Source organism: Mycobacterium montefiorense (genome assembly GCF_003112775.1).
Taxonomy (GTDB): Bacteria; Actinomycetota; Actinomycetes; order Mycobacteriales; family Mycobacteriaceae; genus Mycobacterium; species Mycobacterium montefiorense.
Genome location: NZ_BFCH01000028.1, coordinates 134,974 through 157,166, shown reverse-complemented (window position 1 = coordinate 157,166; position 22,193 = coordinate 134,974). Strand labels below are relative to the sequence as shown.

Sequence of the window (22,193 nt, the reverse complement as noted above, 5' to 3'; positions counted from 1 at the left end):
GAGGTGGTGCGTCCGCGGACGCACCACCTCCGGCAGACGCCGTTCCGCCGGCCCCGCCCGCGGACGCACCACCTCCGGCAGACGCCGTTCCGCCGGCCCCGCCCGCGGACGCACCACCTCCGGCAGACGCCATGCCGCCCGCGCCCGCCGATGTGCCCCCGGCTCCGGGCGACGCCAACGGGGCGCCTTCCGCACCGCAGCAGGTCGCCGGGGTCGGCTACACCCAGAAAGTGTGGGACGCGATCCGCGGCGAGGACGTCAACGGCAACGATGCATTGGACGCGCTGGCGCTGTCGGCTCCCGCCAACTGACCACACTGACGCTGGATCGGATTTGGCGCTAAGCCGAACCCACCCATTCCTCGGTTCCGTCGTCGAAGAACTGGTGCTTCCACACCGGTAACCGCGCCTTGATGGTGTCGACCAGCTGGGAGCAGGTGGTGAATGCCGCTTGTCGATGGTCGGCGGCGACCGCGACCACCAGTGCTGCCTCTCCGATCTGCAGCGCGCCAATCCGGTGGCTGGCCGCGACCGCGCGCACGCCGCCGGATGCCTCGGCGACCGCGCGCACGCCGCCGGATGCCTCGGCGACCTCGGCCACCACCTCCGCTATCACCTGGGCGGCCGACGGATGCGCGGAGTACTCCAGCCGCACCACCCGGCGTCCCTCGTCGTGGTCGCGAATCATGCCGACGAACCCGACGATGGCCCCGGCCGAGCGATGGCCTACCAGCTCTTCATGCTGGTCCAAAGAAATCGGCTGCTCGGTCATCGCGGCCCGCAGGACGATGGTCATCGCTCGTGGTCTTTGCCGGCGATCTGATCGAGGGCATGGTCGAGCACGTCGGCAAGCACCCCCAGCCCATCGCGTACGCCGCCGGGCGATCCCGGGAGGTTGACGATCAAGGTCGCACCGGCCACACCGCACACACCGCGCGACAGCACCGAGGTCGGCACTTTGGGGAGTCCGGAGTGGCGAATCGCATCGGCCAAGCCGGGAATCATGTAGTCCACCACAGCCACAGTCTGATCCGGGGTGGTGTCGGTGGGCGAGATACCCGTGCCACCGGTCGTGAGGATGACGTCGACATCGTCGTCGAGTGCACCGCGCAGTGCCTCGCCAACCGGGTTCCCGTCGGCGACCACTTCCGGGTCTGCAGCCGAAAATCCATGCTGCTCAAGCCATTCAGCAATGATTGGCCCGCACTTGTCGGTGTAAACACCGCCTGAGGCCCGAGTCGAGGCGACAATGATGCGCGCGGATCGAGGACTCATGACCGCACCCAATTTCCGGTCTTGCCACCCTCCTTGCGGAGCACACGGATGTCATCGATACGGGCCGCCGGGTCAACCGCCTTGATCATGTCGTAAAGCGTAAGCGCGGCCACGCTGACGGCCGTCAGCGCCTCCATCTCCACGCCCGTGCGGTCGGTGCTGCGTACCGTCGCGACGATCTCGATATCCGACTCACCAACGGTGAAATTCACGTCGACTCCGGTGAGCGCGAGCTGGTGACACAGCGGAATCAGGTCACTGGTGCGCTTGGCCGCCAGAATGCCCGCCACCCGGGCAGTGGCCAGGGCATCGCCCTTGGGCAGCCCGCCGCTGGAGATCAGCGCCACCACTTGCGCGGAGGTCCGCAAAGAACCCGCGGCGACGGCGGTGCGCTTGGTGGCTCCCTTTTCGGTGACGTCGACCATGTGTGCCGCTCCCCGTTCGTCGAGGTGCGACAGTGCGTCCGGGCGGGATTCCTCGGACTGCAAGGCCTTCGCAGGCCTGGACGCCCCGGATGCTCCAGCCATCCCGGTGCTACCTACCGGTTGATGACCGTGACCGGGTGGACGTAGGGCAGATGATCGGATTCCACCGGGAACACCAATTCGCCAAACGGCGACAGTGCACCTGTTCGGTCGGTCACCAGCTCGCTTACCGCATGGTCGTCGGGGTCCGTCGTCGGCCAGCCGTTGTCGACGTACTTGGATTTACCCGCCTTGCCCTCAGCAATGTCAGCCACGCCGTCCATTCTGACAGGTCGCGCAGCCGCGCGTGACGCTAGTCGGAATGCGCGGCCCGTCCCGGCCGACCGGCAGTACCTGCGATGCGTCGTCGCCGCCGCCTCGCGATCCGCGAGCTGCTTTACGCTGGTCAGCGATGACCGACAACACCCCGGATATCCCGCTGGGGTCCTGGCTGGCCGACTTGCCCGACGAGCGGCTGATCCGACTACTGGAACTACGGCCAGACCTTGCCCAGCCACCACCCGGCAGCATCGCGGCCCTGGCCGCACGTGCCGGGGCTCGACAGTCGGTCAAGGCTGCCACCGACGAGCTCGACTTCCTGCGGCTGGCCATACTCGACGCACTGCTGGTGCTGCACGCCGACACCGCTGGGGTGCCGACGGCGAAGCTGCTGGCGCTGATCGACGACCGGGCCCCGCAGGCCGACGTGATCGACGCGTTGAACGACCTACGCCGGCGCGCGCTGGTGTGGGGCGATACCGCGATGCGGTTGGCCGCCGACGCCGGCATGGCGTTGCCCTGGCATCCGGGCCAGGTGACGCTCGAGGACACGTCGCGCACCGGCGAACAGATTTCGGAGCTGATCGACGGCCTCAACCAGGCGCAGCAGGAGGTCCTGGACAAGCTGCTCGAAGGGTCTCCGATGGGGCGTACCCGCGACGCCGCGCCCGGCGCCCCCACGGATCGGCCGGTGCCGCAGCTGCTGGCGATGGGGCTGCTGCGACGGGTCGACGCCGAGACGGTGATCTTGCCCCGCCATGTCGCGCAGGTGCTGCGCGGCGAGCAGCCGGGCCCGATGCAGCTGACCGCACCCGACCCGGTGGTGTCCACCACCACGTCCAGCGACGTGGACGCCGCGGCGGCCGGGGCCGTCATCGACCTGCTGCGGGAATTCGACGTGCTGCTGGAAAGCCTCGGCACCACACCGGTTTCCGAGCTGCGCAGCGGCGGTCTGGGAGTTCGCGAAGTCAAGCGGCTGGCCAAAGCGACCGGCATTGACGATCAGCGACTGGGTCTGGTCCTCGAAGTCGCGGCCGCCGCCGGGTTGATCGCCAGCGGCACGCCCGATCCGGAACCGGAAAACGGCGACGGCCTGTACTGGGCGCCGACGGTGGCCGCCGACCGCTTCGCCGCGATGTCCGCGGCCGAACGGTGGCACCAACTGGCCAGCGCCTGGCTTGACCTTCCGGGCCGCCCGGCGCTGATCGGCGGCCGCGGCCCGGACGGCAAACCGTATGCGGCCCTGTCCGAATCGCTGTACTCGACGGCGGCTCCGCTGGATCGGCGCCTGCTGCTGGGCACGCTCGCCGATCTGCCCACCGGCGCCGGAGTGAACGCGGCCACGGCGTCGGCGGCGCTGATCTGGCGGCGCCCGCGCTGGACCAGGCGTCTGCAGCCGGGACCCGTGGCCGATCTGCTGGCCGAGGGCCACGCGATGGGTCTGGTGGGCCGCGGGGCGATCAGCACTCCCGGCCGCGCGCTGCTGACCGAAACCGTCGACTTCTCAGTCACGGTGGACGCGATGGCGCGGGCACTGCCCAAACCGATCGACCACTTCTTGATGCAGGCCGACCTGACCGTTGTGGTGCCCGGGCCGCTGCACCGCGATCTCGCCGACGAACTGGCGATGGTGGCCAACGTCGAATCAGCCGGCGCGGCGATGGTGTACCGCATCAGCGAGCAGTCGATCCGGCACGCACTCGACGTGGGCAAAACCCGCGACTGGATGCACACATTTTTCGCTGATCACTCCAAAACACCGGTGCCGCAAGGACTTACATATCTCATCGACGACGTCGCCCGCCGGCACGGCCAGCTGCGCATCGGCATGGCCGCGTCGTTCGTGCGCTGCGAGGACCCGGCCTTGCTGGCCCAGGCCGTGGCGGCGGGTGAGGATCTGCAGCTGCGGGCCCTGGCCCCAACGGTGGCGGTGTCCCCCGCGCCGATCGCCGAGATGCTCGCGGTGCTTCGGGCCGCGGGCTTCGCCCCGGCCGCCGAAGATTCCACCGGCGCCATCGTCGACGTCCGCCCGCGGCGGGCTCGGGTGCCCACGCCGCAGCAACGTCGGCCCTACCGCACGTCGCCGCGGCCGAACAACGAGACACTGAACGCGGTCGTTTCGGTGCTTCGCAAGGTGACCACCGCGCCGTTCGGAAACAGTCGCGTCGACCCGGCGGTGGCGATGTCGCTGCTGGCCGAGGCGGCAAAGAATCAAGACACACTGGTGATCGGTTACCTTGACGCCGCGGGGGTCGCCAGCCAGCGGATGGTGTCGCCGATCACCATACGAGGCGGACAGTTGGTGGCCTTCGATTCGGCGTTGGGACGGCTGCGTGACTTCGCTATCCACCGCATCACGTCGGTGGTGTCGGCCGACAACCGATAATGGATGACATGACCGACGGACCATTGATCGTGCAGTCCGACAAGACGGTGCTGCTGGAAGTGGACCACGAGCAGGCCGACGCCGCGCGCGCCGCCATCGCGCCGTTCGCCGAGCTCGAGCGCGCACCCGAACACGTGCACACCTATCGCATCACTCCCCTGGCGCTGTGGAACGCCCGCGCCGCCGGCCACGACGCCGAGCAGGTCGTCGATGCCCTGGTCAATTTCTCCCTTTACGCCGTGCCGCAGCCGTTGCTGGTCGACATCGTCGACACGATGGCCCGGTACGGCCGGCTGCAACTGGTCAAGCACCCGGCGCATGGCCTGACCCTGGTGAGCCTGGACCGTGCGGTGCTCGAGGAGGTACTGCGCAACAAGAAGATCGCGCCGATGCTGGGTGCCCGGATCGACGACGACACCGTCATCGTCCACGGCAGTGAGCGCGGCCGCGTCAAGCAGATGCTGCTCAAGATCGGTTGGCCCGCGGAGGATCTCGCGGGCTATGTCGATGGCGAGGCGCATCCGATCAACCTGGAACTGCATGACTGGGAGCTACGCGATTATCAGCGGCTGGCCACGGACTCGTTTTGGGCCGGCGGCTCCGGGGTGGTGGTACTTCCGTGCGGTGCCGGCAAGACGCTGGTCGGCGCGGCGGCGATGGCGAAAGCCAGTGCGACGACGCTGATCTTGGTCACCAACATCGTGGCTGCCCGGCAATGGAAACGCGAACTCATCGCGCGCACCTCGCTGAGCGAGGAGGAAATCGGCGAATACTCCGGCGAACGCAAGGAAATCCGGCCCGTCACCATCTCGACCTACCAGATGATCACCCGCCGCAGTAAAGGCGAATACCGCCATCTGGAACTCTTCGACAGCCGCGACTGGGGGCTGATCATCTACGACGAGGTGCACTTGTTGCCGGCACCGGTGTTCCGGATGACCGCCGACCTGCAATCGAAGCGACGGCTTGGCCTGACCGCAACGTTGATCCGCGAAGACGGCCGCGAGGGCGACGTGTTCGCCCTGATCGGCCCGAAACGCTATGACGCTCCCTGGAAGGACATCGAGGCGCAGGGCTGGATCGCACCGGCGGAGTGCGTCGAAGTCCGGGTCACCATGACCGACAACGAGCGCATGATGTACGCCACCGCCGAACCCGAAGAGCGCTACAAGCTCTGCTCGACCGTGCACACCAAAATCGCTGTGGTCAAGTCGATTCTGGACAAACACCCCGGCGAGCAGACCCTGGTGATCGGCGCCTACCTGGATCAGCTCGACGAGCTCGGCACCGAGCTGAACGCCCCGGTGATCCAGGGGTCCACCAAAACCAAGGAACGTGAGGCATTGTTCGACGCATTCCGCACCGGCGAGATATCGACGCTGGTCGTGTCCAAAGTCGCCAACTTCTCCATCGACTTACCCGAAGCATCTGTGGCGGTGCAGGTTTCGGGCACGTTCGGTTCGCGCCAGGAGGAGGCGCAACGACTGGGGCGGCTACTGCGCCCGAAGGCCGACGGTGGCGGCGCCATCTTCTATTCAGTGGTGGCCCGCGACAGCCTGGACGCCGAATACGCCGCGCACCGGCAGCGCTTCCTGGCCGAGCAGGGCTACGGCTACATCATTCGCGACGCGGATGACCTTCTGGGACCGGCGATTTAGGGAGCGAAACGATACTCCGGCGGCGGCGGAGCATCGGGGTTTAACCACCGTGACCGCGCCAGCACCGCTCACCTGAAATCGGCAAGCACCTAAGCCGCGTATCCGGGGCAACAGAGATGTGTCACCGGTGACGAAAGCGCGTATGCGTTCGCGGCCGCCGCTGCGGCAAGTTTTGCGATCTCCGCAAAGCTGTAATACAGTTTGACAGATGCAGGACAGATCGCCGGTCACCACAGGGCCCATTCTTCGGACGACGTCGGCGACCGCGGTAAGAGACGAACTGGTCACGCTGATTCGGTCGGGCCACTTCCCGGTGGGAAATCGGTTGCCCGGGGAGATCGCGTTGGCTCGGTCGTTCGGCGTGTCTCGCCCGGTGCTCCGCGAAGCCCTCGGCGGGCTGCGTGCGGCAGGAATGATCGAGAGCCGTTCGGGAGCAGGGACATTCGTTATCAGTGCAACCGGTACCGACGCAGGGTTGTCCCTACTTGGTACGACGAACTCAACCGAGTTCTTCGAGGTGCGATCGATGCTGGAGGTCCCAGGCGCCGGCCTGGCCGCCCAGCGCAGAAGCACGATTCAGCTGGATCAGCTGCTCGAATTAGCGGCGACCAACAGCGAGGACGCCGACGTCGTGACGTGGGTGCGCAACGACCTCCGCTTTCACACTGCGATCGCGGAGATGACCGGGAATTCGCTGCACGTGCGATTGATCAGTCAGCTTCGCGAGCTTCAGTTCGAGCAGACAGTCCAGACAGCCAGACGGCTGGGCGGGCTGGGCGCGCCTATCGCTGAGCACGCAGCGATCGTTGACGCGATCGCCGCGGCGGACGCCGACGGGGCCAAAGCGGCAATGGCCGCACATTTACGCGCGATCCAAGAACGCGCTCAAATCGCCCAAGCATACGGAGAACGATGATGTCTGCGCTGCCTGCCCACGGCCGCTTCGAATACTCGGCAATAGTTGAACGGCCGGACTTCTGCTGGCCGGACGGCAAACGCCTGGCGGTGTATGTGGCCGTAAATGCAGAACACTTCTCGTACAACCAGGATGGGTTGGGGTTGTCCTACTCTCCCGGACTCGATCACCCCAATACCTACAACTGGGCATGGCGAGAGTACGGGAACAGAGTGGGCGGCTTTCGAATCGCAGACCTTCTCGACCAGTATGGAATTGCGCCGACTGTGCTACTCAACACCGCGACCTATGAGCATGCTCCGGCACTAATAAACCGGTTCCGCGGACAAAGGGCCGAGTTCGTTGCGCATGGCCACACGAACTCAATCCATCCAAACGGGCTGAATGAAGATGCCGAAAGAGCCATCATCGATGAAACCTTCACAAAGATCACAGATTACGAGGGGCACCCACCCCAAGGATGGATGAGTCCAGGCGCCAATCCGAGTGCGGTCACCGAGGACCTCCTGGCAGAGCGCGGATTTCGATACACGTTGGATTGGCCGATGGATGACCAACCAGTATGGCTCAGCACCCGTACCGGTCCACTTCTGAGCGTTCCCTACCCCCACGAAGTCAACGACGTACCGATGGTCGTCCTGCACCATGGCAGCGCGGACAAGTTCGCGGACATGGTCGTCGCATCATTCGACGAGATGCTGCAACAATCCTCGGAACAGCCTCTGGTACTTGGTATCTCGATACATACTTTCATCGTCGGCCAGCCGTTTCGGTTGCGTCACTTCCGACGGGCTCTGGACCATATACAGCGCCAACGAGAATCCGTGTGGTTCACCACACCCGGCGGAATCGCCGATTACTACCGTACCCACGTCTGTCCGCCCACAGGTGACGAGCGTTCATGAACGACTACGACGCATCGGGATCCGCTAGCATCCGTCCGATCCTGCTAGGGCATGGCGTGGCAATCGATGACTCTGAAGCCGCCCGAATTAGCTCGACAATCCGATCCGTTCGCTCAACCGTGGATTCGATGATCAAAGACGAAACGGCCCTGCTGGAGATCGGGCAATTCCGGGAACTCCTCAGGCGTGAGGCGAGCGTATGAGCCCACAACCATTGACTGCCGTAGAAATCAGCGCCGGCCTGCACTCCCGATCACTAAGCGCCACCGAGGTGGTCGAGTCCGCTCTAGAAGCCAGCCAGCTAGCACAGCTGTCGACGAACTGTTTCGTTTGCCTCGATGAGCAGAGAGCGCGTCAACTGGCAGCTCAGGTGGACCACGTCATGAAAATTGCTATTCCGCAACCATTACCGCTAGCCGGGGTCCCCTATGCGTATAAGGACATGTTCACGCGTAAGGGCAAACCAGCCGGTCTGGGTGTGAGCCGTTCATCGCTGCGAGCAGCAGACGACGACACACCATGTCTCGACCAGCTCGACAGTGCAGGCGCAATCACACTGGGCCGGCTCAACCTCGACCCCTACGGCTACTCGGCAACGGGTCTCAACAGCCACCACGGCCACGTGCGCAATCCTTTCAACCCACTTCGCATTGCCGGTGGATCATCGAGCGGGTCGGCCGCAGCCGTCGCCAGCGGTGCGGTACCCATCGCGATCGGCAGCGACACCGGGGGGTCAGTCAGAATTCCCGCGGCTCTGTGTGGCGTTGTCGGTTTCAAACCCACATTTGGTCGCATCTCACGGCGGGGTGCGATCTCGTTGTCACAGTCCCAAGACACCATCGGCATCATCGCCCGGACGGTGCAGGATGTAGCCCTCGCGCTAGCGGTGATGGCCGGGCACGATCCGGCAGACCCGGCATCCATCGACTGCCGGCCAGTGCAGCCGTTGGGGCAAATAGATATCAACCTGCACAACAAAAGAATCGGCATCGATTCTGGCTACCTGCGCGAGAAGTCGAGTCCGGACATAGTCACCAACATCGAAGCGTCCTGGGAGCTCCTGGAGACCATGGGTGCACAACTCGTCGAAGTAGATCTAAGCCCGCTCCGAGACTACGACCGAGCCGGATCACTGCTAACCTGGTGCGAAGCAGCAGCGGTTCATGGGGACCATTTTGGTAATGCAGCCAACGATTATCCCGCGGCAATACGATCCCGCCTGCATCATGCCTTCGTCACCAGCAGCGCGGATCACGTGCGGGCCCTGTGCGCCCAGGGCGCTTCGCTTGCACGATTCCTCGACACCGTCCTTGACGAGTGCGATGTCCTCGCAACCAATACGACGTTGGACACCGCCCCTACCATCGCCGCCGCGACCGAGGATGCCGCACAGACGACGGCACGCCTGCTGCGCACTACCCGCCCGTTCAGTTTCTTAGGACTTCCGGCCATCACTGTCCCAGCGGGCACCGACGCCGATGGCTTGCCCGTTGGCCTTCAACTTGCCGGAAGACCATTTGCCGACCAAACAGTCCTCACCGTGGCAGCAGCCTTCCAAAAGTGTTCGACCTCAATTCTTCCCACCCCTGCTCCCGTCCTCGAAAGCAGTAAATGACTGCCTCCGCCACCACCCCGAATCAAATCCGCGTCGGAATCGTCGGGCTCGGACCTGTCGGAAGCGTAGTGGCCCAAGCTCTCGACAAAGGTATCACCGGCTATCGTCTGTCGGCGGTGAGCGCCCGCCGCACGAAGCTCGCTGAAGACTTCTCCCGGACGCTCACCTCACCAGTCCCCGTCGTGGATGCCGACCAGATCGAACCCTGCTCTGACCTCGTCATCGAATGCGCGCCGGCAGCCCTGTTCGCCACCATCGCCACTCCAACTATCGAAGCAGGCAAACAGCTTGTCGTCCTGAGTTCGAGTGCTTTGCTACAACATTGGAGCCTGGTCGAGCGCGCTCACCAAACCGGAGCCGTTATCAGCGTGCCCTCTGGAGCGATCGCGGGATTGGACGCAGTCCAGGCGGCAGCTCGCGGCACCATCTTCGAAATCACGATGACCACGCGCAAACCGATCGCAAGCCTGATCGGCGCCCCCTACGTACGTGGTCGCGACGACGAGCTGCGCTCATTGCGTGAACCGCTGCTGCTTTTCGAGGGAAGCGCTCGCCAAGCGGCCACCGGCTTTCCGGCCAATCTCAATGTTGCTGTGGCACTTTCCCTCGCCGGGATAGGGCCGGATAACACCACCTTGCGGGTGTGGGCCGATCCCACGGTTGACCGCAATACCCATATCGTCGATATGCGCTCGGATTCCGCTGATCTACACATCCATATTGCGAACATTCCCACCGAGAACCCCAAAACAGGGCGGATCACCGCGCAAAGCGTGGTAGCCCACCTCGCCAAAACAGCGGGCACGCTGCGCCTGGCAACCTAACTCTCCCGATTATTGAAGGCATACTATGGATTTCGGAATAAACGACAAAGTCGCCCTTGTCACCGGCGCCGGGGGCGGACTCGGCGGCGCCATCGCATTGGCGCTGGCGCGTGAAGGTGCCCGCGTACTCGGCGCCGATCGAAACTCCGAATCTCTTACCGCAGTTGCCAAGTCGATAAGCGACGAGAAGCTCGACTTCACTCCCCTAGTCGTCGACTTCACCGACGCCACAAGCTTGGCCGAGATGCTCGCTGACCTACCGCACCGGTACGGAAACGTAGACATCCTGGTCAACAATACCGGCGGTCCTCCGCCGATAGCGGCTACTGAGATCGCCGGCGCCGACTGGCACACCTGGTTCAATGCTCTGGTAATCCCGGTCGTTACCACTACCGCCGCCGTATTACCCGCTATGCGCCAACGCCGTTGGGGCCGCATCATCACCAGCACGTCGTCGGGAATCGCCTGCCCAATTCCCAACCTCGCGCTATCGAACTCGTTGCGCGCATCCCTGGCGGGGTGGTCAAAGACTCTTGCCGCAGAGATTGGTCGTGACGGTGTCACCAGCAATATTGTCGTCCCGGGTCGTATCGCTACTGGCCGAATCACCGCACTTGACGAAGCCAAAGCGGCCCGTGACGGCACCACGGTCGAACACGTCGCTGCGGCAAGTACCGCCGCTATTCCCTTAGGCCGCTACGGGGATCCCGCCGAATACGGCGCTGCCGTAGCCTTTTTGGCCAGCGCTCGAGCCTCTTACATCACCGGATCGGTCGTGCGCGTCGATGGCGGACTCATTCCCAGTATCTGACCGACCACCCCCGAACCATGGAAGGACCCACTCATCGATGAACACCACCGCTGAAGAACGCGAAACAATCCGAACACGGTTCCTGGCAATCGATACGGCGAACGTGGGGGATGTCCTCGATGAACTCGGTTACCACGACCAAGGTCTCGACCCAGCGTTGGGCGCATTGGCGGGAGACTCGCTTGCCGGATGGGCATTCACGATTTCGGGTGCGATGTTGCCCTACACCGGCGATGGCGACCCCACCAAAATGGCAGCATGTGCCGACATATGCCCGGGTGACATCACCGTATGGTCGGGAGCGGGCGTTGGTATCTGCTACTTCGGAGAACTGATTGCCCTAGGCATGGCCGAACGTGGCGCTGTCGGAGCAATCGTCGACGGCGGCGTACGTGATCTCAAATGGCTACGGAAACATGACTTTCCCGTGTTTGGTCGCTACCGATCGCCCATTCAGTCAATCGGACGATGGAAAGTCACCGACTACAACCAGCCCGTCTACCTGCCCGGGGCAACCACCCGTCACGTCGCTGTGAATCCTGGTGACTTCATTCACGCAGACGCCGACGGCGCGTTAGTCATCCCGGCAAAGCTGATCGACCCCGTACTTATCCGAGCCGAGGAGCTCACTAACATCGAAGTGCTTGTGCGACAAGCAATCGCCGAGGGTTACTCTCTGCAGGATTGCCTTACCAGATTCGGACATGTTTGATCCGAACATTCGGTAGGAGTTACCCGAAAGTAGCCACATCCCCAGCGGACGGTCAACGCCCGATGGTCGGAATCTCAAAGGAGTACAACCATGATCCCCTCAAAACCGGCAATCCTTCTGCTACACGGACTCACCGGGAACCCCAGAATTTTCGGTGAGCTGCCCGAATACCTGTCGCGGCTCGGCTATTTCTGCTCGACACCAACACTGCCCGGCCACGGCACGGTCCTTGCCGATATGTATGGCAGCACGTGGGACGACTGGTTCACCAAAGCTCAATGTGCCGCAGCAGAGACGCTTGAGAGATCAAAATCTCTGGTAGTGATCGGACTCTCGATGGGCGCCACTCTCGCTCTAACACTTGCTACACCATTGCGAGAACAGATTCGCGGCCTCGTACTCATCAACCCTCTGATTTGCCCCACACCAGATTTGAAGCAGCAGCTTCGGCAGGCGGCAGCCATGGGCGAGACTCTGCTTTCGCCTTTCGGGGGAGATATCAAGGATCCCCAAGTCTCAGCCGCGGATTACGGAGCCGTTCCCATTGAATCCTTCCTCTCAGCGCTCGACGCTGTCGACGAAGTTCAGCCCTCGCTATCCGCCATCGAGATCCCCACTCTCATTTTGGCAAGCCGCAACGACGACGTTCTCGACGCGACTGCCGCAGCAGACCATCTTTGCGCGACCATGCCTGACACGTCGACAGTACTTCTCGACAAAGGAGGGCATCTCGCGACCATCGACTATGACAAGAACGAAGTAGCATCCGCTATAAGCGCTTTCATTCACGGACTGATATAGCAACGCATAGCCACCGCGAAGCCGTCTGCGGCTCCCAAGGACCGCGGCCCGGCCGCCTAGTCCGAACCTTCGTTGCTGCCGCGTTGCCCAATGCGCGGAACTGCAGAAATCAATCGGCGCCGGCGCCGTCGTTCCCGTAAGCGTGGATTCGGAATGGATAGCGTGAAATATGTTGCGGTGCAATACAATTCACATCAATCAACGATTGACGGCAGCAAACGGTATTGGTATCAATGATGTTATGAAAAACGTTCCAACACAGCATTTCATCCACGCCGCCGATGCCCCCGACAACACGGGCATTAACATCGGCAACTTCTCGCAAGCCGTGCGGGTCGGCCACATTGTTTACATTGGGGGTACGCTCGCCACCAATCAGCACGAGCAACGTGTCATCGACGAGAGCCCCGAAGTGGCAATCCGCCAAGCCTTCCGCAACCTCGAGGCGATTTGCCTGGAGGCTGGTGCCAGCCTCAAGGACATCGTCATGCTCACTGCCATGCTGACAGACTTGGGCGACCTCCGAACCCTCAATGCGGTACAAGCCGAGTTCTTTGCGGCGCCGTTTCCACCGCGGTCGACATACCAGGTGGTAGCGCTGCCGCATGGCCGAATCGAACTCGTGGCCGTTGCATACATCGGCTCCGGTCTGGACGAATAACGACGCATATCGACACCATAGATTTCGAGATACGCTGAACACTAAAGCTATTCGATCTCAGCTCGCCGCGCGCCGGTAGCGCTGTCCGGCCGGGTAGGGTTACGGCAGCATCATCGGCGACGCGGATAGCCTTCTAGAACAGGCGATTTAGAGCGACAGGATCGTCGCCGACGCGGTTCCGGGAGCGCCGTACACCTGCGCCAATCCAACCCGCGGGTTGCCGGGAACCTGGCGATCGCCCGCCTCGCCGCGCAGTTGACGCACCAGTTCGTGCATCTGACGCAGCCCCGACGCGCCGATCGGCTCGCCGTTGGCGATCAGCCCGCCATCGGTGTTCACCGGCATCGAGCCGTGAATCTCGGTGGCACCGTCGGCCAGCAGCTGCTCCTGCTCACCGTCGGCGCACAGGCCCGTCTCGGCCATGTGAATGACCTCGTTGCCGGCGTCGGTGTCCTGCAGTTGAGCGACGTCGACGTCCTCGGGCCCGATGCCCGCGGCCTCGTAGGCCGCCTTGGACGCGTAAACCGTCGGTGAGACGTCCTCATCCAACGGCGCGAAGGTGGCATGCACCTCGTACGCGCCGAACGTGCGGGTGCGGATCTCGCAGGCGCGCACGTACACCGGCTTGTCGGTAAACTTGTGCGCGATGTCAGCGCGGCACATGATGACGGCCGCGGCACCCTCGTCGGGTGCGCAGAACATGTACTGCGTCAACGGATAGTTGAGCACCGTCGAGTTGAGGATCTCTTCTTCAGGAATTGGCTTGCGACGAAACGCATTCGGGTTCAGCGCGCCATTGCGGAAGTTCTTGGCGGCAACCTTGGCCAAGGTGGCCTGAGAGATGTTGTGATCATGCAGGTACTTGTTGGCCTTCATCCCGAAAAACTTGGTCGTGACGAACTGCCCATTCTGCGCGTACCACTGCGGCAGTGCCAGCTTGGCGGGGTCGTCGGTGAAGGCGCCACGCGGATGCTTGTCTAAGCCGATGGCGATACCGATGTCGTACTTGCCCAACCGGATGGTGTCGGCGGTCTGCTGAATGGCACTGGCAGCGGTAGCACAGGCGTTGAAGACGTTGGTGAAGGTGATGCCCGTCAGCCCGACCAATCGGGTCACCGCGTCCGGGTTGGACACCTCGTGACTGCCGCCGAAGCCGAACTGGATGTCTTTCCACTGGACACCGGCATCGGTGAGCGCGAACTGGATGGCGTCGGCGCCCATCTCCATGGCGGTCTTGTCGAACCTGCCGAAGGGGTGCAGGCCCACGCCGATGATGGCTACGTCGTTAGTCATCTCGAGACTCCTTGCTAGACCGGCTGGAAAGCAAACGTGATGATCTCGTTGCCATCCGCGTCGGTGGTGAACGGCACCATGGTGAGCTCGACCTGTTGGCCGAATTGGAGTTTGGCCGGGTCATTCTCGGTCAGCCGACCCTCGACGCGGATCACGTCGCCGAGCTGGACCAGGCCCACGCCGAACGGCACGAAGTCCTTGCCGGTTGGGCCGGCGTAAGGCGCCCCGGGCGGGAACCCCTGGGTGGTCCAGGCCACCACGGTTCCGGTCCGCGGCAACAGCACCTCGCTCATCGCTCCGCCGCTGCACCGCGGGCACCGCTGCTGCACCGGGAAGGTGGTGGCACTGCAATCACCGCACCGGCTGCCGATCAGCTGCGGGTTCTCATCGGGCCAGGTCGAGATCTCGGGAGCGAGTGCCTTCTGCATTGAGGGATCCTCCAGGAACGTCCACGGTGGGCCAAAGAACAATTCTGACTGAACCGTATAACAGCTTTCCGAAAAGTGGAAATGGCATTCTCATCCGCATGCCCGGTGGTGGCCATTCCCGTCACCCGGAGCCAAACCCTTCAGGTGCAAGCCGGGCCCGCTTAGCGTTTGACCGGGCGCCGCCGCTGCCGTCCCATTCGCGAATCTCCGCAAAGGTCCTTCCAATAATCGTGAGCACACCCATCGAGACGGGCGCCGAAGCACTGCCGGCAGCCGCGGTCGCCAAGCCGCGCAGGCAGCGCCGGTGGGCCATCATCCGGATCTCGTCCCCGTTGGTTTTGGTGGTGTTGTGGCAGCTCTTCAGCGCGACCGGCCTGATCCCTGCGGACGTGCTGCCGGCCCCACAGCTCATCTTCGATGCCGGCCTGCAACTGATCCGCAACGGAAAGCTCGCCGAGGCCCTCGAGGTGTCCGGGCTTCGCGTAATCGAAGGCCTGCTGCTCGGCGGCGTGGTCGGCGTTGCCTTGGGGGTGGCCGTCGGGTTGTCGCGGTGGTTCGAGGCGACCGTCGACCCGCCCCTACAGATGGTGCGCGCGCTGCCGCACCTCGGCTTGATCCCGTTGTTCATTCTGTGGTTCGGCATCGGCGAGCTACCTAAGGTACTGCTGGTCGCGCTCGGAGTCAGCTTCCCGCTCTACCTCAATACCGTGTCCGCGATCAAGCAGGTCGACTCCAAGATGCTGGAAACCGCTGATGTCCTTGGCTTTTCGCTATGGAAGCGCCTGCGCGTCATCATCCTGCCGAGTGCGGCACCACAGGTTCTAGTCGGGCTGCGGCAGTCGCTGGCCATCGCGTGGCTGACGCTGATCGTCGCCGAACAGATCAACGCGGACAAGGGCATTGGGTTCTTGATCAACAACGCCCGCGACTTCTTGCGTATCGACATCATCATTTTCTGCTTGGTTATCTACGCGCTGCTCGGCATCGGAACCGATGCCATCGTTCGAGCTCTCGAACATCGAGCCCTGAGGTATCGCACATGACAGTGACATCGGAACGACAGACCGCCGTGGTGGGCAGGCTCACTAATATCGACAAGTGGTACGGCAATCGGAAGGTTCTCGACGGCATCTCCTTCGAGATCCGCACACATGAGATCGTCGCGCTGGTTGGCCGCAGCGGATGTGGCAAATCGACCGTATTGCGGGTGTTGGCAGGCCTTTCCGCCGATCACACCGGTGACCGCGAGGTCGTCGGCGCGCCGGCCGTCGCGTTCCAGGAGCCGCGGCTGTTCCCGTGGCGCGACGTGTGGACCAATGTGCGCTACGGCCTCAACCGCACCAGCCTGTCGCACCACGCTGCCCGGGGTCGGTCGCAGCGGGCGCTAGACGAGATCGGCCTTGCCGACCATGCGGGCGCATGGCCGCTGACGCTGTCTGGCGGTCAGGCACAACGTGTTTCGCTGGCGCGGGCACTAGTCGCCGAGCCCCAGCTGCTGCTGCTCGACGAGCCGTTCGGCGCGCTGGATGCACTCACCCGGCTTTCCATGCGGGCGCTACTACTCGACCTGTGGCGCGATCACGGGTTCGGCGTGCTGCTGGTCACACACGACGTCGACGAGGCCATCGAGCTGGCCGACCGGGTGCTGGTGCTCGAGGACGGCCGGGTTGCGCACACCATCGAAATCGGAACACCGCGGCCCACAGCGTCGGAGCGCACCGCGCAGCACGACCAATACCGCGCCCACCTTCTCGACAAGCTCGGCGTTCGGCTTTGACGGCCACACGCCGCATCGGCATTCGCGCCGCCCTGGTGCTGCTGCTCGTCGCGAGCTTGCCGGCATGTGTGTCACGGTCTTTGGGACCGCAGTTGATCGCATCGCCGCCGCCGGTCCCAGTGTCGGAGCTCGCCGGGGTGACCCTGCAAGTGGGTGATCAGAAAGGCGGCACCCAAGCGCTGCTGCGCGCGGCTGGTGCTCTAGACCAGCTGCCCTACAAGATCGCGTTCTCGACATTCACCTCGGGACCGCCGCAGATCGAGGCACTGACCGCCGGCAAGATCGACTTCGCGATCACCGGCAACACCCCACCCGTCTTCGGTGCCGCGGCCAACTCTAAGACCCGGGTGGTTTCGGTGTGGGACGGCGCCGAGATCGGCGAACAGATCCTGGTGCGCGCCGGTTCCCCGATTGCCAGCGTTCCCGATCTAAGGGGCAAGACAATCCTGGTGACCAAGGGCAGCTCCGCGCACGCCAACGTGCTTGAACACCTTGCCGATACGAGCCTGAAGCCAAAAGACGTGAAGCTGGTGTTCCTGCAGCCCGCCGATGCGCTGTCGGCATTCGCCAACGGACAAGGCGACGCCTGGGTCATCTGGGAGCCCTACACGTCGCAAGCCACTCTCACGCTGAAGGTGCGCAATATCGGGACCGCCGAAAACGGCTACCAGTTCGCAAGTGCCTCCATTCGGGCACTCACCGATCCCAAACGCAACACCGCGCTGGCCGATCTGTTGATCCGCTACAACAGGGCGGCGCAGTGGGCGCGGGAGAGTCCGCCGGAGTGGGCCAGCAAGTACGCCAACGCGGTGGGCCTGGACATCAAAAACGCCGAACTCGCTCAGAGTCACCAGCTGCGACTACCCATCCCCCTCGACGACAAGGTGGTCGCCGCCGAACAACGCCTGGCCGATTTGTTCGCCGCCGCCGACCAGATTCCGGAGGCGCCGCAGTTCGCAAAATGGGTCGACCGTAGGTTCAGCAGTGTGCTCGCGGCGAGCGGCGCACAGTGACGATACGAGGAGACGACGATGACGGTCACGGTAATACTCGAGCTCAAATTCAAACCCGAAGAGGTCGGCGCGGGGCGCGAACTGATGGGCCGGACGCTGCAAGTCACCCGCGGGTTCGAGGGTAACGTCCGCACCGACGTGCTGGTCAACGAGGACGACGAAGCGCACTGGCTGGTCTACGAAATCTGGGAGTCGGTCGAGCACGACGAGGCCTACCGCGCCTTCCGCGCCGGCGAAGGCAAGGTGACTCAGTTGCCTCCCCTGCTGGCCGCACCTCCGGTCAAGACGAGGTACACCACCACCGATATCTGAGCGCGCCTAGCTCAGTGCGGGAATGACTTCGCGCTCGAACAACTCGATGCCGGAGCGGTCGTAGGCCGCCTCGGGGAAGTAGCAGATCGCGTATTCACAGCCCAGGTCGCGGACCTTGGCGATGCGCTCGATGACCTGTTCCGTTGTGCCCGTTGCCCCCTCGGAGCCGCCAGACAGCATCGCCTCGGCCGCTGCCTGGGGGACGTAGCGGGAGATCCGGTCGAGTATCCGCGCCTGCCGGTCCTTGACGTCGGCCTCGGAGGTGCCGACGATCGCGCTGAAGTTAGCCGAGCGCACGATGGCGTCGAAGTCGGTGCCCAGATCCTGACAATGCCTCGCGAGCACCTCCGACTTGTGGGCAAAGGCCTCGGGCTCGGGCGTGAAGTTGGTGTACTGCGCGTACTTGGCGGCGATGCGCAGCGTCACCTTCTCGCCCCCGCCGGCAATCCATAGCGGAATACCGTTGTCCTGCAGCGGTTTCGGCTCGACAATCGCACCGTCGACCTGGTAGTGCTTGCCGTCGAGGCTGACCTTGCCGTCGCGCCAGGCGTCGCGCATGATCTGCACGCCTTCGTCCAGCCGGCCCAACCGCACCCCGGCCGACGGGAATCCGTAACCGTAAGCACGCCATTCGTGTTCGTACCAGCCGCCACCGATACCCATCTGGATGCGGCCGCCGGAGATGATGTCGGCGGTGGCCGCCACCTTGGCCAGGTAAACCGGATTGCGGTAGCTCATCGCCGTGCACATTTGGCCGAGCTTGACCCGCGACGTGGTCGCGGCGTAGGCCGACATCAACGACCAGGCCTCGTGCGTGGCTTCGGCACTCGGCATCGGGACGGTGTGGAAGTGGTCGTACACCCACACCGAGTCCCAGGCGCTGGCATCAGCGTAGGCGGCCAAGTCCCGCATCACCGCCCAGTGTTTCGCGGGATCGATGCCTACCAAATCCATCCGTCAGCCCTGCGGAATGAAGAAACCAAAGCGCATAGTTAGCGACTCTAGCTTCCGACGGTGCCAGCCGGAACCTCACAGTGGATGGATATAAAGCGCCCAGCGTGCACCTGAGAACCGGGCGGTAAATGAATGCATGGCAAACAGGTTGATCCCGGTGACACTGGCCGGGGCCGCGGCCGTCGCGGCACTCGCACTGTTCGGCGGCGCGCAGCCGGGCGGCCCCGCAACACCTGCGGCGTCCGGTCCGTCCGGCACCCGCATCGTCAACGTCGACGACAACGGCGGCGTCAATGACAACGGTCAGACTTCCGGCGATATCTTCACGCAGAATGCGCAGGACCAAAGCACCGCGAGCGGGGCGGGAACGTAACCCAGCGTCATACGCCCAGCGCGGCGAGCGCCGCTTCGACCGAGGTCGCGCGCAACGCCTCATAGGGGGTGTCCGGAAACTGTAGGCAGCAGTCCTGTAGGCCGCCGAAAGCCACTACCGCGCGGGTGGACTGCGCCAGCGTTGGCCGCGGCCCAAACACCAGCTTGCCCAGCCGATCGCGCCACGCCAGCACCTTGTCGATGAGGCCGAGGTCGGCCAGCATCGTCAGTTCGGTGAGCATCAGCACGATGTATTGACGGTGCCGGAAGTGGAAATCGAAGTAGCCCTCCAGCAATTCGCGGGCATCGCTGTCGCGGCGGCCCTCCTGCTCGTCGACGAATCGTTCGCCGTCCTCGATCAACGGCATCACGATGCTGCGCACCAGGTCTTCGCGGGAAGTGAAGTGGTAGTACAACGCGGGTTTGGTGATCCCCAGCCGGTCCGCGATGTCCTGCAGGCTGGTCCGCTGCACGCCATGTTGAAGGAACAGCTCCCGGGCGACCTCCTGGATGCGCTGACGGGTATCCGACCGCGGTCTCGTCACTCGAAAATTTTAGCTGACTTACCGATAGGTAAGTGCTATGTTAGGGTCACCTAACTCCAAGGAGGTCGACATGCGGATTCTCATCTCGGGGGCGAGCATCTCTGGCCCCGTACTGGCGTACTGGCTTACCCGGCACGGATTCGAAGTCACGATCGTCGAGCGCGCGACCCAACTGCGGAAGACGGGCGGCCACGCCGTCGACCTGTTCCGCCCGGCCATGGAGATCTCGGCAAAAATGGGTGTGCTGCCACAGATCGAGGCGCTCGCCACCGGGACGAACGAGCTGACCATGTATCGCGAGGGCGTCGCGCGCCCGGCGCACGTCGATCTGGCGAAAGTGTTCGGTGCGTCATCCGACCGGCACGTCGAGATCATGCGCGACGATCTCAGCGAGGCTTACTACCTCGCGGGTCGCAGTGACGTCGAGTACCTCTTCGGCGACTCGATCACGTCCATCTCGCCCGACGGTGACGTCACCTTCGAGCACAACAAGCCACGCACGTTCGACATCGTGATCGGCGCCGACGGTCTGCACTCCAACGTCCGGCGCCTGGTCTTCGGCGAGGACGCCGGGCGCACCAGGTTCCTCGGCGGCTACCTGGCGGTGGAGTCGGTGCCGAAATCGCTTGCCCACGATGGGGAAATGGCCGTGCACATGGGCGCCGGCCGGATGGCGGGGATCTACACGGCGCAACCGCTGGATGATGCACGGGCATTGTTCATGTTCCGCAGCAAGGAAGAACTGCAGTATGGCTACCGAGATGTCTTGTGGCAGAAGGAGTTATTGCGGAAAACCTTTGTCGGCATGGATACGGCGGTGGACGGTTGGCTCGCGGAGCTCGACCACGCACCGACGTTCTACTTCGACTCGATCATCCAGCTGGAGTTGGACACCTGGTCGCGTGGGCGGGTGGCACTGGTGGGCGACGCCGGGTACTGCCCGGGGCCGGCGGTCGGCGGCAGCACCAGCATCGCGGTGCTGGGCGCCTATGTGCTGGCCGGTGAATTGGCAGAAGCCAAAGGCGATTACACGCGAGCGTTCCCGGCCTACGAACGGGCCATGGCCGACGCGGTCCGGCGCAGCCGTGCCTTTGCACGCACGGCCGCCAAGACCATCGTCCCAGGCTCGCGAGCCGGAGTCTGGGCGCTGACCCGCGCCGCTCGGCTGATCTCGGTACTCCCCGCCGGTGTCAGCAAAGCCATCGCCAAGATGAACACCAACGGCGCCCGTCTGTACGACTCGATGGAGTACAAAGAGTACGCCGTCGTTTGACGCCAATGGCGGCGGCGGACCCCAGGTGCCTGCCACGAAAGGAACGATCTGCGATGGAGCTTGCCGGTGTCGGGATTTGGAGCAGTCAACTGCGCTACGGTGACCCGGCCGAATCCGCCGACGCGGCAGCAGAACTAGACGAGCTGGGATTCAAAGCACTGTGGATTCCGGATGTCGGCGGGCAAGTGTTCGACGCGATCGCCCGGCTACTTGGCGCGACCAAAAGCACCGTCATCGCCACCGGGATCCTGAACCTCTGGATGCACTCGCCCGGCGACGTGGCCGAAAGCTACGCCGCGCTGACCGGCGAGCACCCGGACCGCTTCCTGTTGGGGATCGGCGTCAGCCACGCACCGCTGATCGACGCCGATGAGCCCGGGCGATACCGCAAACCGCTGGCCGCGACGGCCGCATTCCTGGACGGACTGGACGCCGCGCCGGAACCAGTTCCCACCGAGAACCGGGTGCTCGCCGCGCTCGGTCCGAAGATGCTGGACTTGTCGGCCACCCGTGCCCGCGGTGCACACCCGTACCTGGTCACACCCGAGCACACCGCAAGTGCCCGTTCGACTTTGGGCGAAGGCCCGTTGCTGCTACCCGAACAGACGGTCATCCTCACCGATAGCGAGGAGGAGGCTCGCCGCGTCGGAACCGACTGGCTGCGTTCCTATTTGGCGCTTCCCAACTACGCCAACAATCTGCTGCGCAGCGGGTTCTCCGAAGATGATCTGACACAGGTCAGCGATCGGCTGTTCAACGCGATCATCGCGTGGGGCGACGAAGACGCCATCGTTCGCAGGGTCGACGAGCATCGCGTTGCCGGCGCCGACCACGTCTGCGTCCAGGTACTGCTGGCCGATCCGCAAGCCTTCCCCCGCGAACAATGGCGCCGGATTGCCGCCGCGGTTTAGACGCTGTCG

General features: G+C 63.9%; 26 protein-coding genes and 1 pseudogene. 19 read left to right on the top strand and 8 right to left on the bottom strand.

The genetic code is table 11. The features are described from left to right. Positions 1-311: pseudogene (locus tag DB708_RS27825) on the top strand (transglycosylase family protein); the annotation flags it as partial. Between the two features lie 28 nt (positions 312-339). Here DB708_RS27825 and DB708_RS23400 read toward each other — a convergent pair. From DB708_RS23400 to DB708_RS23385, 4 genes are read right to left on the bottom strand one after another with little or no spacing between them, the layout of a single operon-like run. Continuing rightward, on the bottom strand, positions 340-795 hold the full coding sequence (locus tag DB708_RS23400) for a molybdenum cofactor biosynthesis protein MoaE (protein WP_108925852.1): 456 nt from the start codon (positions 793-795) through the stop codon (positions 340-342). After that, positions 792-1,274 carry a MogA/MoaB family molybdenum cofactor biosynthesis protein gene (locus DB708_RS23395; RefSeq protein WP_108925851.1) on the bottom strand — a complete coding sequence of 161 codons (483 nt, stop codon included), beginning with the start codon at positions 1,272-1,274 and terminating at the stop codon, positions 792-794. The genes DB708_RS23400 and DB708_RS23395 overlap by 4 nt, the downstream gene beginning before the upstream one ends. Further along, a complete protein-coding gene (gene moaC / locus DB708_RS23390; RefSeq protein WP_261859529.1) occupies positions 1,271-1,801 on the bottom strand; it encodes a cyclic pyranopterin monophosphate synthase MoaC in 531 nt (176 codons plus the stop codon). Before moaC ends, DB708_RS23395 begins: the two co-directional genes overlap by 4 nt. Positions 1,802-1,812: 11 nt before the next feature. After that, a complete protein-coding gene (locus tag DB708_RS23385; RefSeq protein ID WP_201263600.1) occupies positions 1,813-2,013 on the bottom strand; it encodes a hypothetical protein in 201 nt (66 codons plus the stop codon). A gap of 137 nt (positions 2,014-2,150) precedes the next feature. Here DB708_RS23385 and DB708_RS23380 point away from each other — a divergent pair, with 137 nt between their 5' ends. From DB708_RS23380 to DB708_RS23330, 11 genes are all read left to right on the top strand, one after another. Further along, entirely contained in the window at positions 2,151-4,403 is a 2,253-nt protein-coding gene (locus tag DB708_RS23380) for a helicase-associated domain-containing protein (RefSeq protein WP_108925849.1), read from the top strand. 8 nt (positions 4,404-4,411) lie between these two features. Continuing rightward, positions 4,412-6,061, top strand: a complete 1,650-nt coding sequence (locus DB708_RS23375; RefSeq protein WP_108925876.1) for a DNA repair helicase XPB — start codon at positions 4,412-4,414, stop codon at positions 6,059-6,061. 208 nt (positions 6,062-6,269) lie between these two features. Then, positions 6,270-6,977 (top strand): FadR/GntR family transcriptional regulator, encoded by a 708-nt coding sequence (locus DB708_RS23370; RefSeq protein ID WP_108925848.1) that lies wholly within the window; start codon positions 6,270-6,272, stop codon positions 6,975-6,977. Continuing rightward, positions 6,977-7,882: a polysaccharide deacetylase family protein gene (locus DB708_RS23365; protein WP_108925875.1), complete on the top strand. Its 906-nt coding sequence runs from the start codon at positions 6,977-6,979 to the stop codon at positions 7,880-7,882. Before DB708_RS23370 ends, DB708_RS23365 begins: the two co-directional genes overlap by 1 nt. Beyond that, positions 7,879-8,085 (top strand): hypothetical protein, encoded by a 207-nt coding sequence (locus tag DB708_RS23360; protein ID WP_108925847.1) that lies wholly within the window; start codon positions 7,879-7,881, stop codon positions 8,083-8,085. The genes DB708_RS23365 and DB708_RS23360 overlap by 4 nt, the downstream gene beginning before the upstream one ends. Continuing rightward, a complete protein-coding gene (locus DB708_RS23355) occupies positions 8,082-9,497 on the top strand; it encodes an amidase (protein ID WP_108925846.1) in 1,416 nt (471 codons plus the stop codon). The genes DB708_RS23360 and DB708_RS23355 overlap by 4 nt, the downstream gene beginning before the upstream one ends. Continuing rightward, a complete protein-coding gene (locus DB708_RS23350; RefSeq protein ID WP_108925845.1) occupies positions 9,494-10,321 on the top strand; it encodes an aspartate dehydrogenase in 828 nt (275 codons plus the stop codon). The genes DB708_RS23355 and DB708_RS23350 overlap by 4 nt, the downstream gene beginning before the upstream one ends. Before the next feature lie 25 nt (positions 10,322-10,346). Next, positions 10,347-11,132 carry an SDR family oxidoreductase gene (locus DB708_RS23345; RefSeq protein ID WP_108925844.1) on the top strand — a complete coding sequence of 262 codons (786 nt, stop codon included), beginning with the start codon at positions 10,347-10,349 and terminating at the stop codon, positions 11,130-11,132. Between the two features lie 37 nt (positions 11,133-11,169). Further along, complete coding sequence (locus DB708_RS23340; RefSeq protein ID WP_108925843.1) at positions 11,170-11,844, top strand: RraA family protein; 675 nt, start codon at positions 11,170-11,172, stop codon at positions 11,842-11,844. A 90-nt stretch (positions 11,845-11,934) separates the two neighbouring features. Next, on the top strand, positions 11,935-12,645 hold the full coding sequence (locus DB708_RS23335) for an alpha/beta hydrolase (protein WP_108925842.1): 711 nt from the start codon (positions 11,935-11,937) through the stop codon (positions 12,643-12,645). A gap of 241 nt (positions 12,646-12,886) precedes the next feature. After that, positions 12,887-13,306, top strand: a complete 420-nt coding sequence (locus DB708_RS23330; RefSeq protein WP_165839900.1) for a RidA family protein — start codon at positions 12,887-12,889, stop codon at positions 13,304-13,306. Between the two features lie 147 nt (positions 13,307-13,453). On the opposite strand, the gene DB708_RS23325 is transcribed toward DB708_RS23330, so the two are convergent. Together DB708_RS23325 and DB708_RS23320 are read right to left on the bottom strand one after the other, a co-directional pair. Further along, positions 13,454-14,599 (bottom strand): thiolase family protein, encoded by a 1,146-nt coding sequence (locus DB708_RS23325; protein ID WP_108925840.1) that lies wholly within the window; start codon positions 14,597-14,599, stop codon positions 13,454-13,456. Between the two features lie 14 nt (positions 14,600-14,613). Further along, entirely contained in the window at positions 14,614-15,027 is a 414-nt protein-coding gene (locus tag DB708_RS23320; protein ID WP_108925839.1) for a Zn-ribbon domain-containing OB-fold protein, read from the bottom strand. Between the two features lie 242 nt (positions 15,028-15,269). Here DB708_RS23320 and DB708_RS23315 point away from each other — a divergent pair, with 242 nt between their 5' ends. Genes DB708_RS23315 through DB708_RS23300 form a run of 4 tightly spaced genes read left to right on the top strand, consistent with a single transcriptional unit; the run spans position 15,270 to position 18,129 of the window. After that, positions 15,270-16,070 carry an ABC transporter permease gene (locus tag DB708_RS23315; protein ID WP_235616914.1) on the top strand — a complete coding sequence of 267 codons (801 nt, stop codon included), beginning with the start codon at positions 15,270-15,272 and terminating at the stop codon, positions 16,068-16,070. Continuing rightward, entirely contained in the window at positions 16,067-16,804 is a 738-nt protein-coding gene (locus DB708_RS27820) for an ABC transporter ATP-binding protein (protein WP_108925838.1), read from the top strand. Before DB708_RS23315 ends, DB708_RS27820 begins: the two co-directional genes overlap by 4 nt. Beyond that, on the top strand, positions 16,801-17,817 hold the full coding sequence (locus tag DB708_RS23305; protein ID WP_409347626.1) for an ABC transporter substrate-binding protein: 1,017 nt from the start codon (positions 16,801-16,803) through the stop codon (positions 17,815-17,817). Before DB708_RS27820 ends, DB708_RS23305 begins: the two co-directional genes overlap by 4 nt. An 18-nt stretch (positions 17,818-17,835) precedes the next feature. Further along, positions 17,836-18,129, top strand: a complete 294-nt coding sequence (locus tag DB708_RS23300) for a putative quinol monooxygenase (protein ID WP_108925836.1) — start codon at positions 17,836-17,838, stop codon at positions 18,127-18,129. Positions 18,130-18,135: 6 nt separating this feature from the next. On the opposite strand, the gene DB708_RS23295 is transcribed toward DB708_RS23300, so the two are convergent. After that, positions 18,136-19,083, bottom strand: a complete 948-nt coding sequence (locus tag DB708_RS23295) for an LLM class F420-dependent oxidoreductase (RefSeq protein WP_108925835.1) — start codon at positions 19,081-19,083, stop codon at positions 18,136-18,138. A 136-nt stretch (positions 19,084-19,219) separates the two neighbouring features. On the opposite strand from DB708_RS23295, the gene DB708_RS23290 reads away from it, so the two are divergent. Then, positions 19,220-19,456, top strand: a complete 237-nt coding sequence (locus DB708_RS23290) for a hypothetical protein (RefSeq protein ID WP_133251045.1) — start codon at positions 19,220-19,222, stop codon at positions 19,454-19,456. Positions 19,457-19,463: 7 nt separating this feature from the next. On the opposite strand, the gene DB708_RS23285 is transcribed toward DB708_RS23290, so the two are convergent. Next, positions 19,464-20,000, bottom strand: coding sequence for a TetR/AcrR family transcriptional regulator (locus DB708_RS23285; protein WP_108925833.1), 537 nt, complete (start codon positions 19,998-20,000; stop codon positions 19,464-19,466). Between the two features lie 70 nt (positions 20,001-20,070). Between DB708_RS23285 and DB708_RS23280 the strand changes: the two genes are divergently transcribed. Both DB708_RS23280 and DB708_RS23275 read left to right on the top strand, forming a co-directional pair. Further along, on the top strand, positions 20,071-21,273 hold the full coding sequence (locus DB708_RS23280; RefSeq protein ID WP_108925832.1) for an FAD-dependent monooxygenase: 1,203 nt from the start codon (positions 20,071-20,073) through the stop codon (positions 21,271-21,273). 53 nt (positions 21,274-21,326) lie between these two features. Then, positions 21,327-22,184, top strand: a complete 858-nt coding sequence (locus DB708_RS23275; protein WP_108925831.1) for an LLM class F420-dependent oxidoreductase — start codon at positions 21,327-21,329, stop codon at positions 22,182-22,184. Positions 22,185-22,193: the final 9 nt, after the last annotated feature.

What these genes read in the sequence shown, in the direction of transcription:
- DB708_RS23325 (WP_108925840.1), bottom strand. Translation starts at nt 14,599, where the DNA reads ATGACTAACGACGTAGCCATCATCGGCGTGGGCCTGCACCCCTTCGGC.
- DB708_RS23300 (WP_108925836.1), top strand. Translation starts at nt 17,836, where the DNA reads ATGACGGTCACGGTAATACTCGAGCTCAAATTCAAACCCGAAGAGGTC.
- DB708_RS23275 (WP_108925831.1), top strand. Translation starts at nt 21,327, where the DNA reads ATGGAGCTTGCCGGTGTCGGGATTTGGAGCAGTCAACTGCGCTACGGT.
- DB708_RS23395 (WP_108925851.1), bottom strand. Translation starts at nt 1,274, where the DNA reads ATGAGTCCTCGATCCGCGCGCATCATTGTCGCCTCGACTCGGGCCTCA.
- moaC (WP_261859529.1), bottom strand. Translation starts at nt 1,801, where the DNA reads ATGGCTGGAGCATCCGGGGCGTCCAGGCCTGCGAAGGCCTTGCAGTCC.
- DB708_RS23400 (WP_108925852.1), bottom strand. Translation starts at nt 795, where the DNA reads ATGACCATCGTCCTGCGGGCCGCGATGACCGAGCAGCCGATTTCTTTG.
- DB708_RS23370 (WP_108925848.1), top strand. Translation starts at nt 6,270, where the DNA reads ATGCAGGACAGATCGCCGGTCACCACAGGGCCCATTCTTCGGACGACG.
- DB708_RS23350 (WP_108925845.1), top strand. Translation starts at nt 9,494, where the DNA reads ATGACTGCCTCCGCCACCACCCCGAATCAAATCCGCGTCGGAATCGTC.
- DB708_RS23335 (WP_108925842.1), top strand. Translation starts at nt 11,935, where the DNA reads ATGATCCCCTCAAAACCGGCAATCCTTCTGCTACACGGACTCACCGGG.
- DB708_RS23375 (WP_108925876.1), top strand. Translation starts at nt 4,412, where the DNA reads ATGACCGACGGACCATTGATCGTGCAGTCCGACAAGACGGTGCTGCTG.
- DB708_RS23330 (WP_165839900.1), top strand. Translation starts at nt 12,887, where the DNA reads ATGAAAAACGTTCCAACACAGCATTTCATCCACGCCGCCGATGCCCCC.
- DB708_RS23380 (WP_108925849.1), top strand. Translation starts at nt 2,151, where the DNA reads ATGACCGACAACACCCCGGATATCCCGCTGGGGTCCTGGCTGGCCGAC.
- DB708_RS27820 (WP_108925838.1), top strand. Translation starts at nt 16,067, where the DNA reads ATGACAGTGACATCGGAACGACAGACCGCCGTGGTGGGCAGGCTCACT.
- DB708_RS23365 (WP_108925875.1), top strand. Translation starts at nt 6,977, where the DNA reads ATGTCTGCGCTGCCTGCCCACGGCCGCTTCGAATACTCGGCAATAGTT.
- DB708_RS23360 (WP_108925847.1), top strand. Translation starts at nt 7,879, where the DNA reads ATGAACGACTACGACGCATCGGGATCCGCTAGCATCCGTCCGATCCTG.
- DB708_RS23340 (WP_108925843.1), top strand. Translation starts at nt 11,170, where the DNA reads ATGAACACCACCGCTGAAGAACGCGAAACAATCCGAACACGGTTCCTG.
- DB708_RS23295 (WP_108925835.1), bottom strand. Translation starts at nt 19,083, where the DNA reads ATGGATTTGGTAGGCATCGATCCCGCGAAACACTGGGCGGTGATGCGG.
- DB708_RS23345 (WP_108925844.1), top strand. Translation starts at nt 10,347, where the DNA reads ATGGATTTCGGAATAAACGACAAAGTCGCCCTTGTCACCGGCGCCGGG.
- DB708_RS23355 (WP_108925846.1), top strand. Translation starts at nt 8,082, where the DNA reads ATGAGCCCACAACCATTGACTGCCGTAGAAATCAGCGCCGGCCTGCAC.
- DB708_RS23290 (WP_133251045.1), top strand. Translation starts at nt 19,220, where the DNA reads ATGGCAAACAGGTTGATCCCGGTGACACTGGCCGGGGCCGCGGCCGTC.
- DB708_RS23320 (WP_108925839.1), bottom strand. Translation starts at nt 15,027, where the DNA reads ATGCAGAAGGCACTCGCTCCCGAGATCTCGACCTGGCCCGATGAGAAC.
- DB708_RS23280 (WP_108925832.1), top strand. Translation starts at nt 20,071, where the DNA reads ATGCGGATTCTCATCTCGGGGGCGAGCATCTCTGGCCCCGTACTGGCG.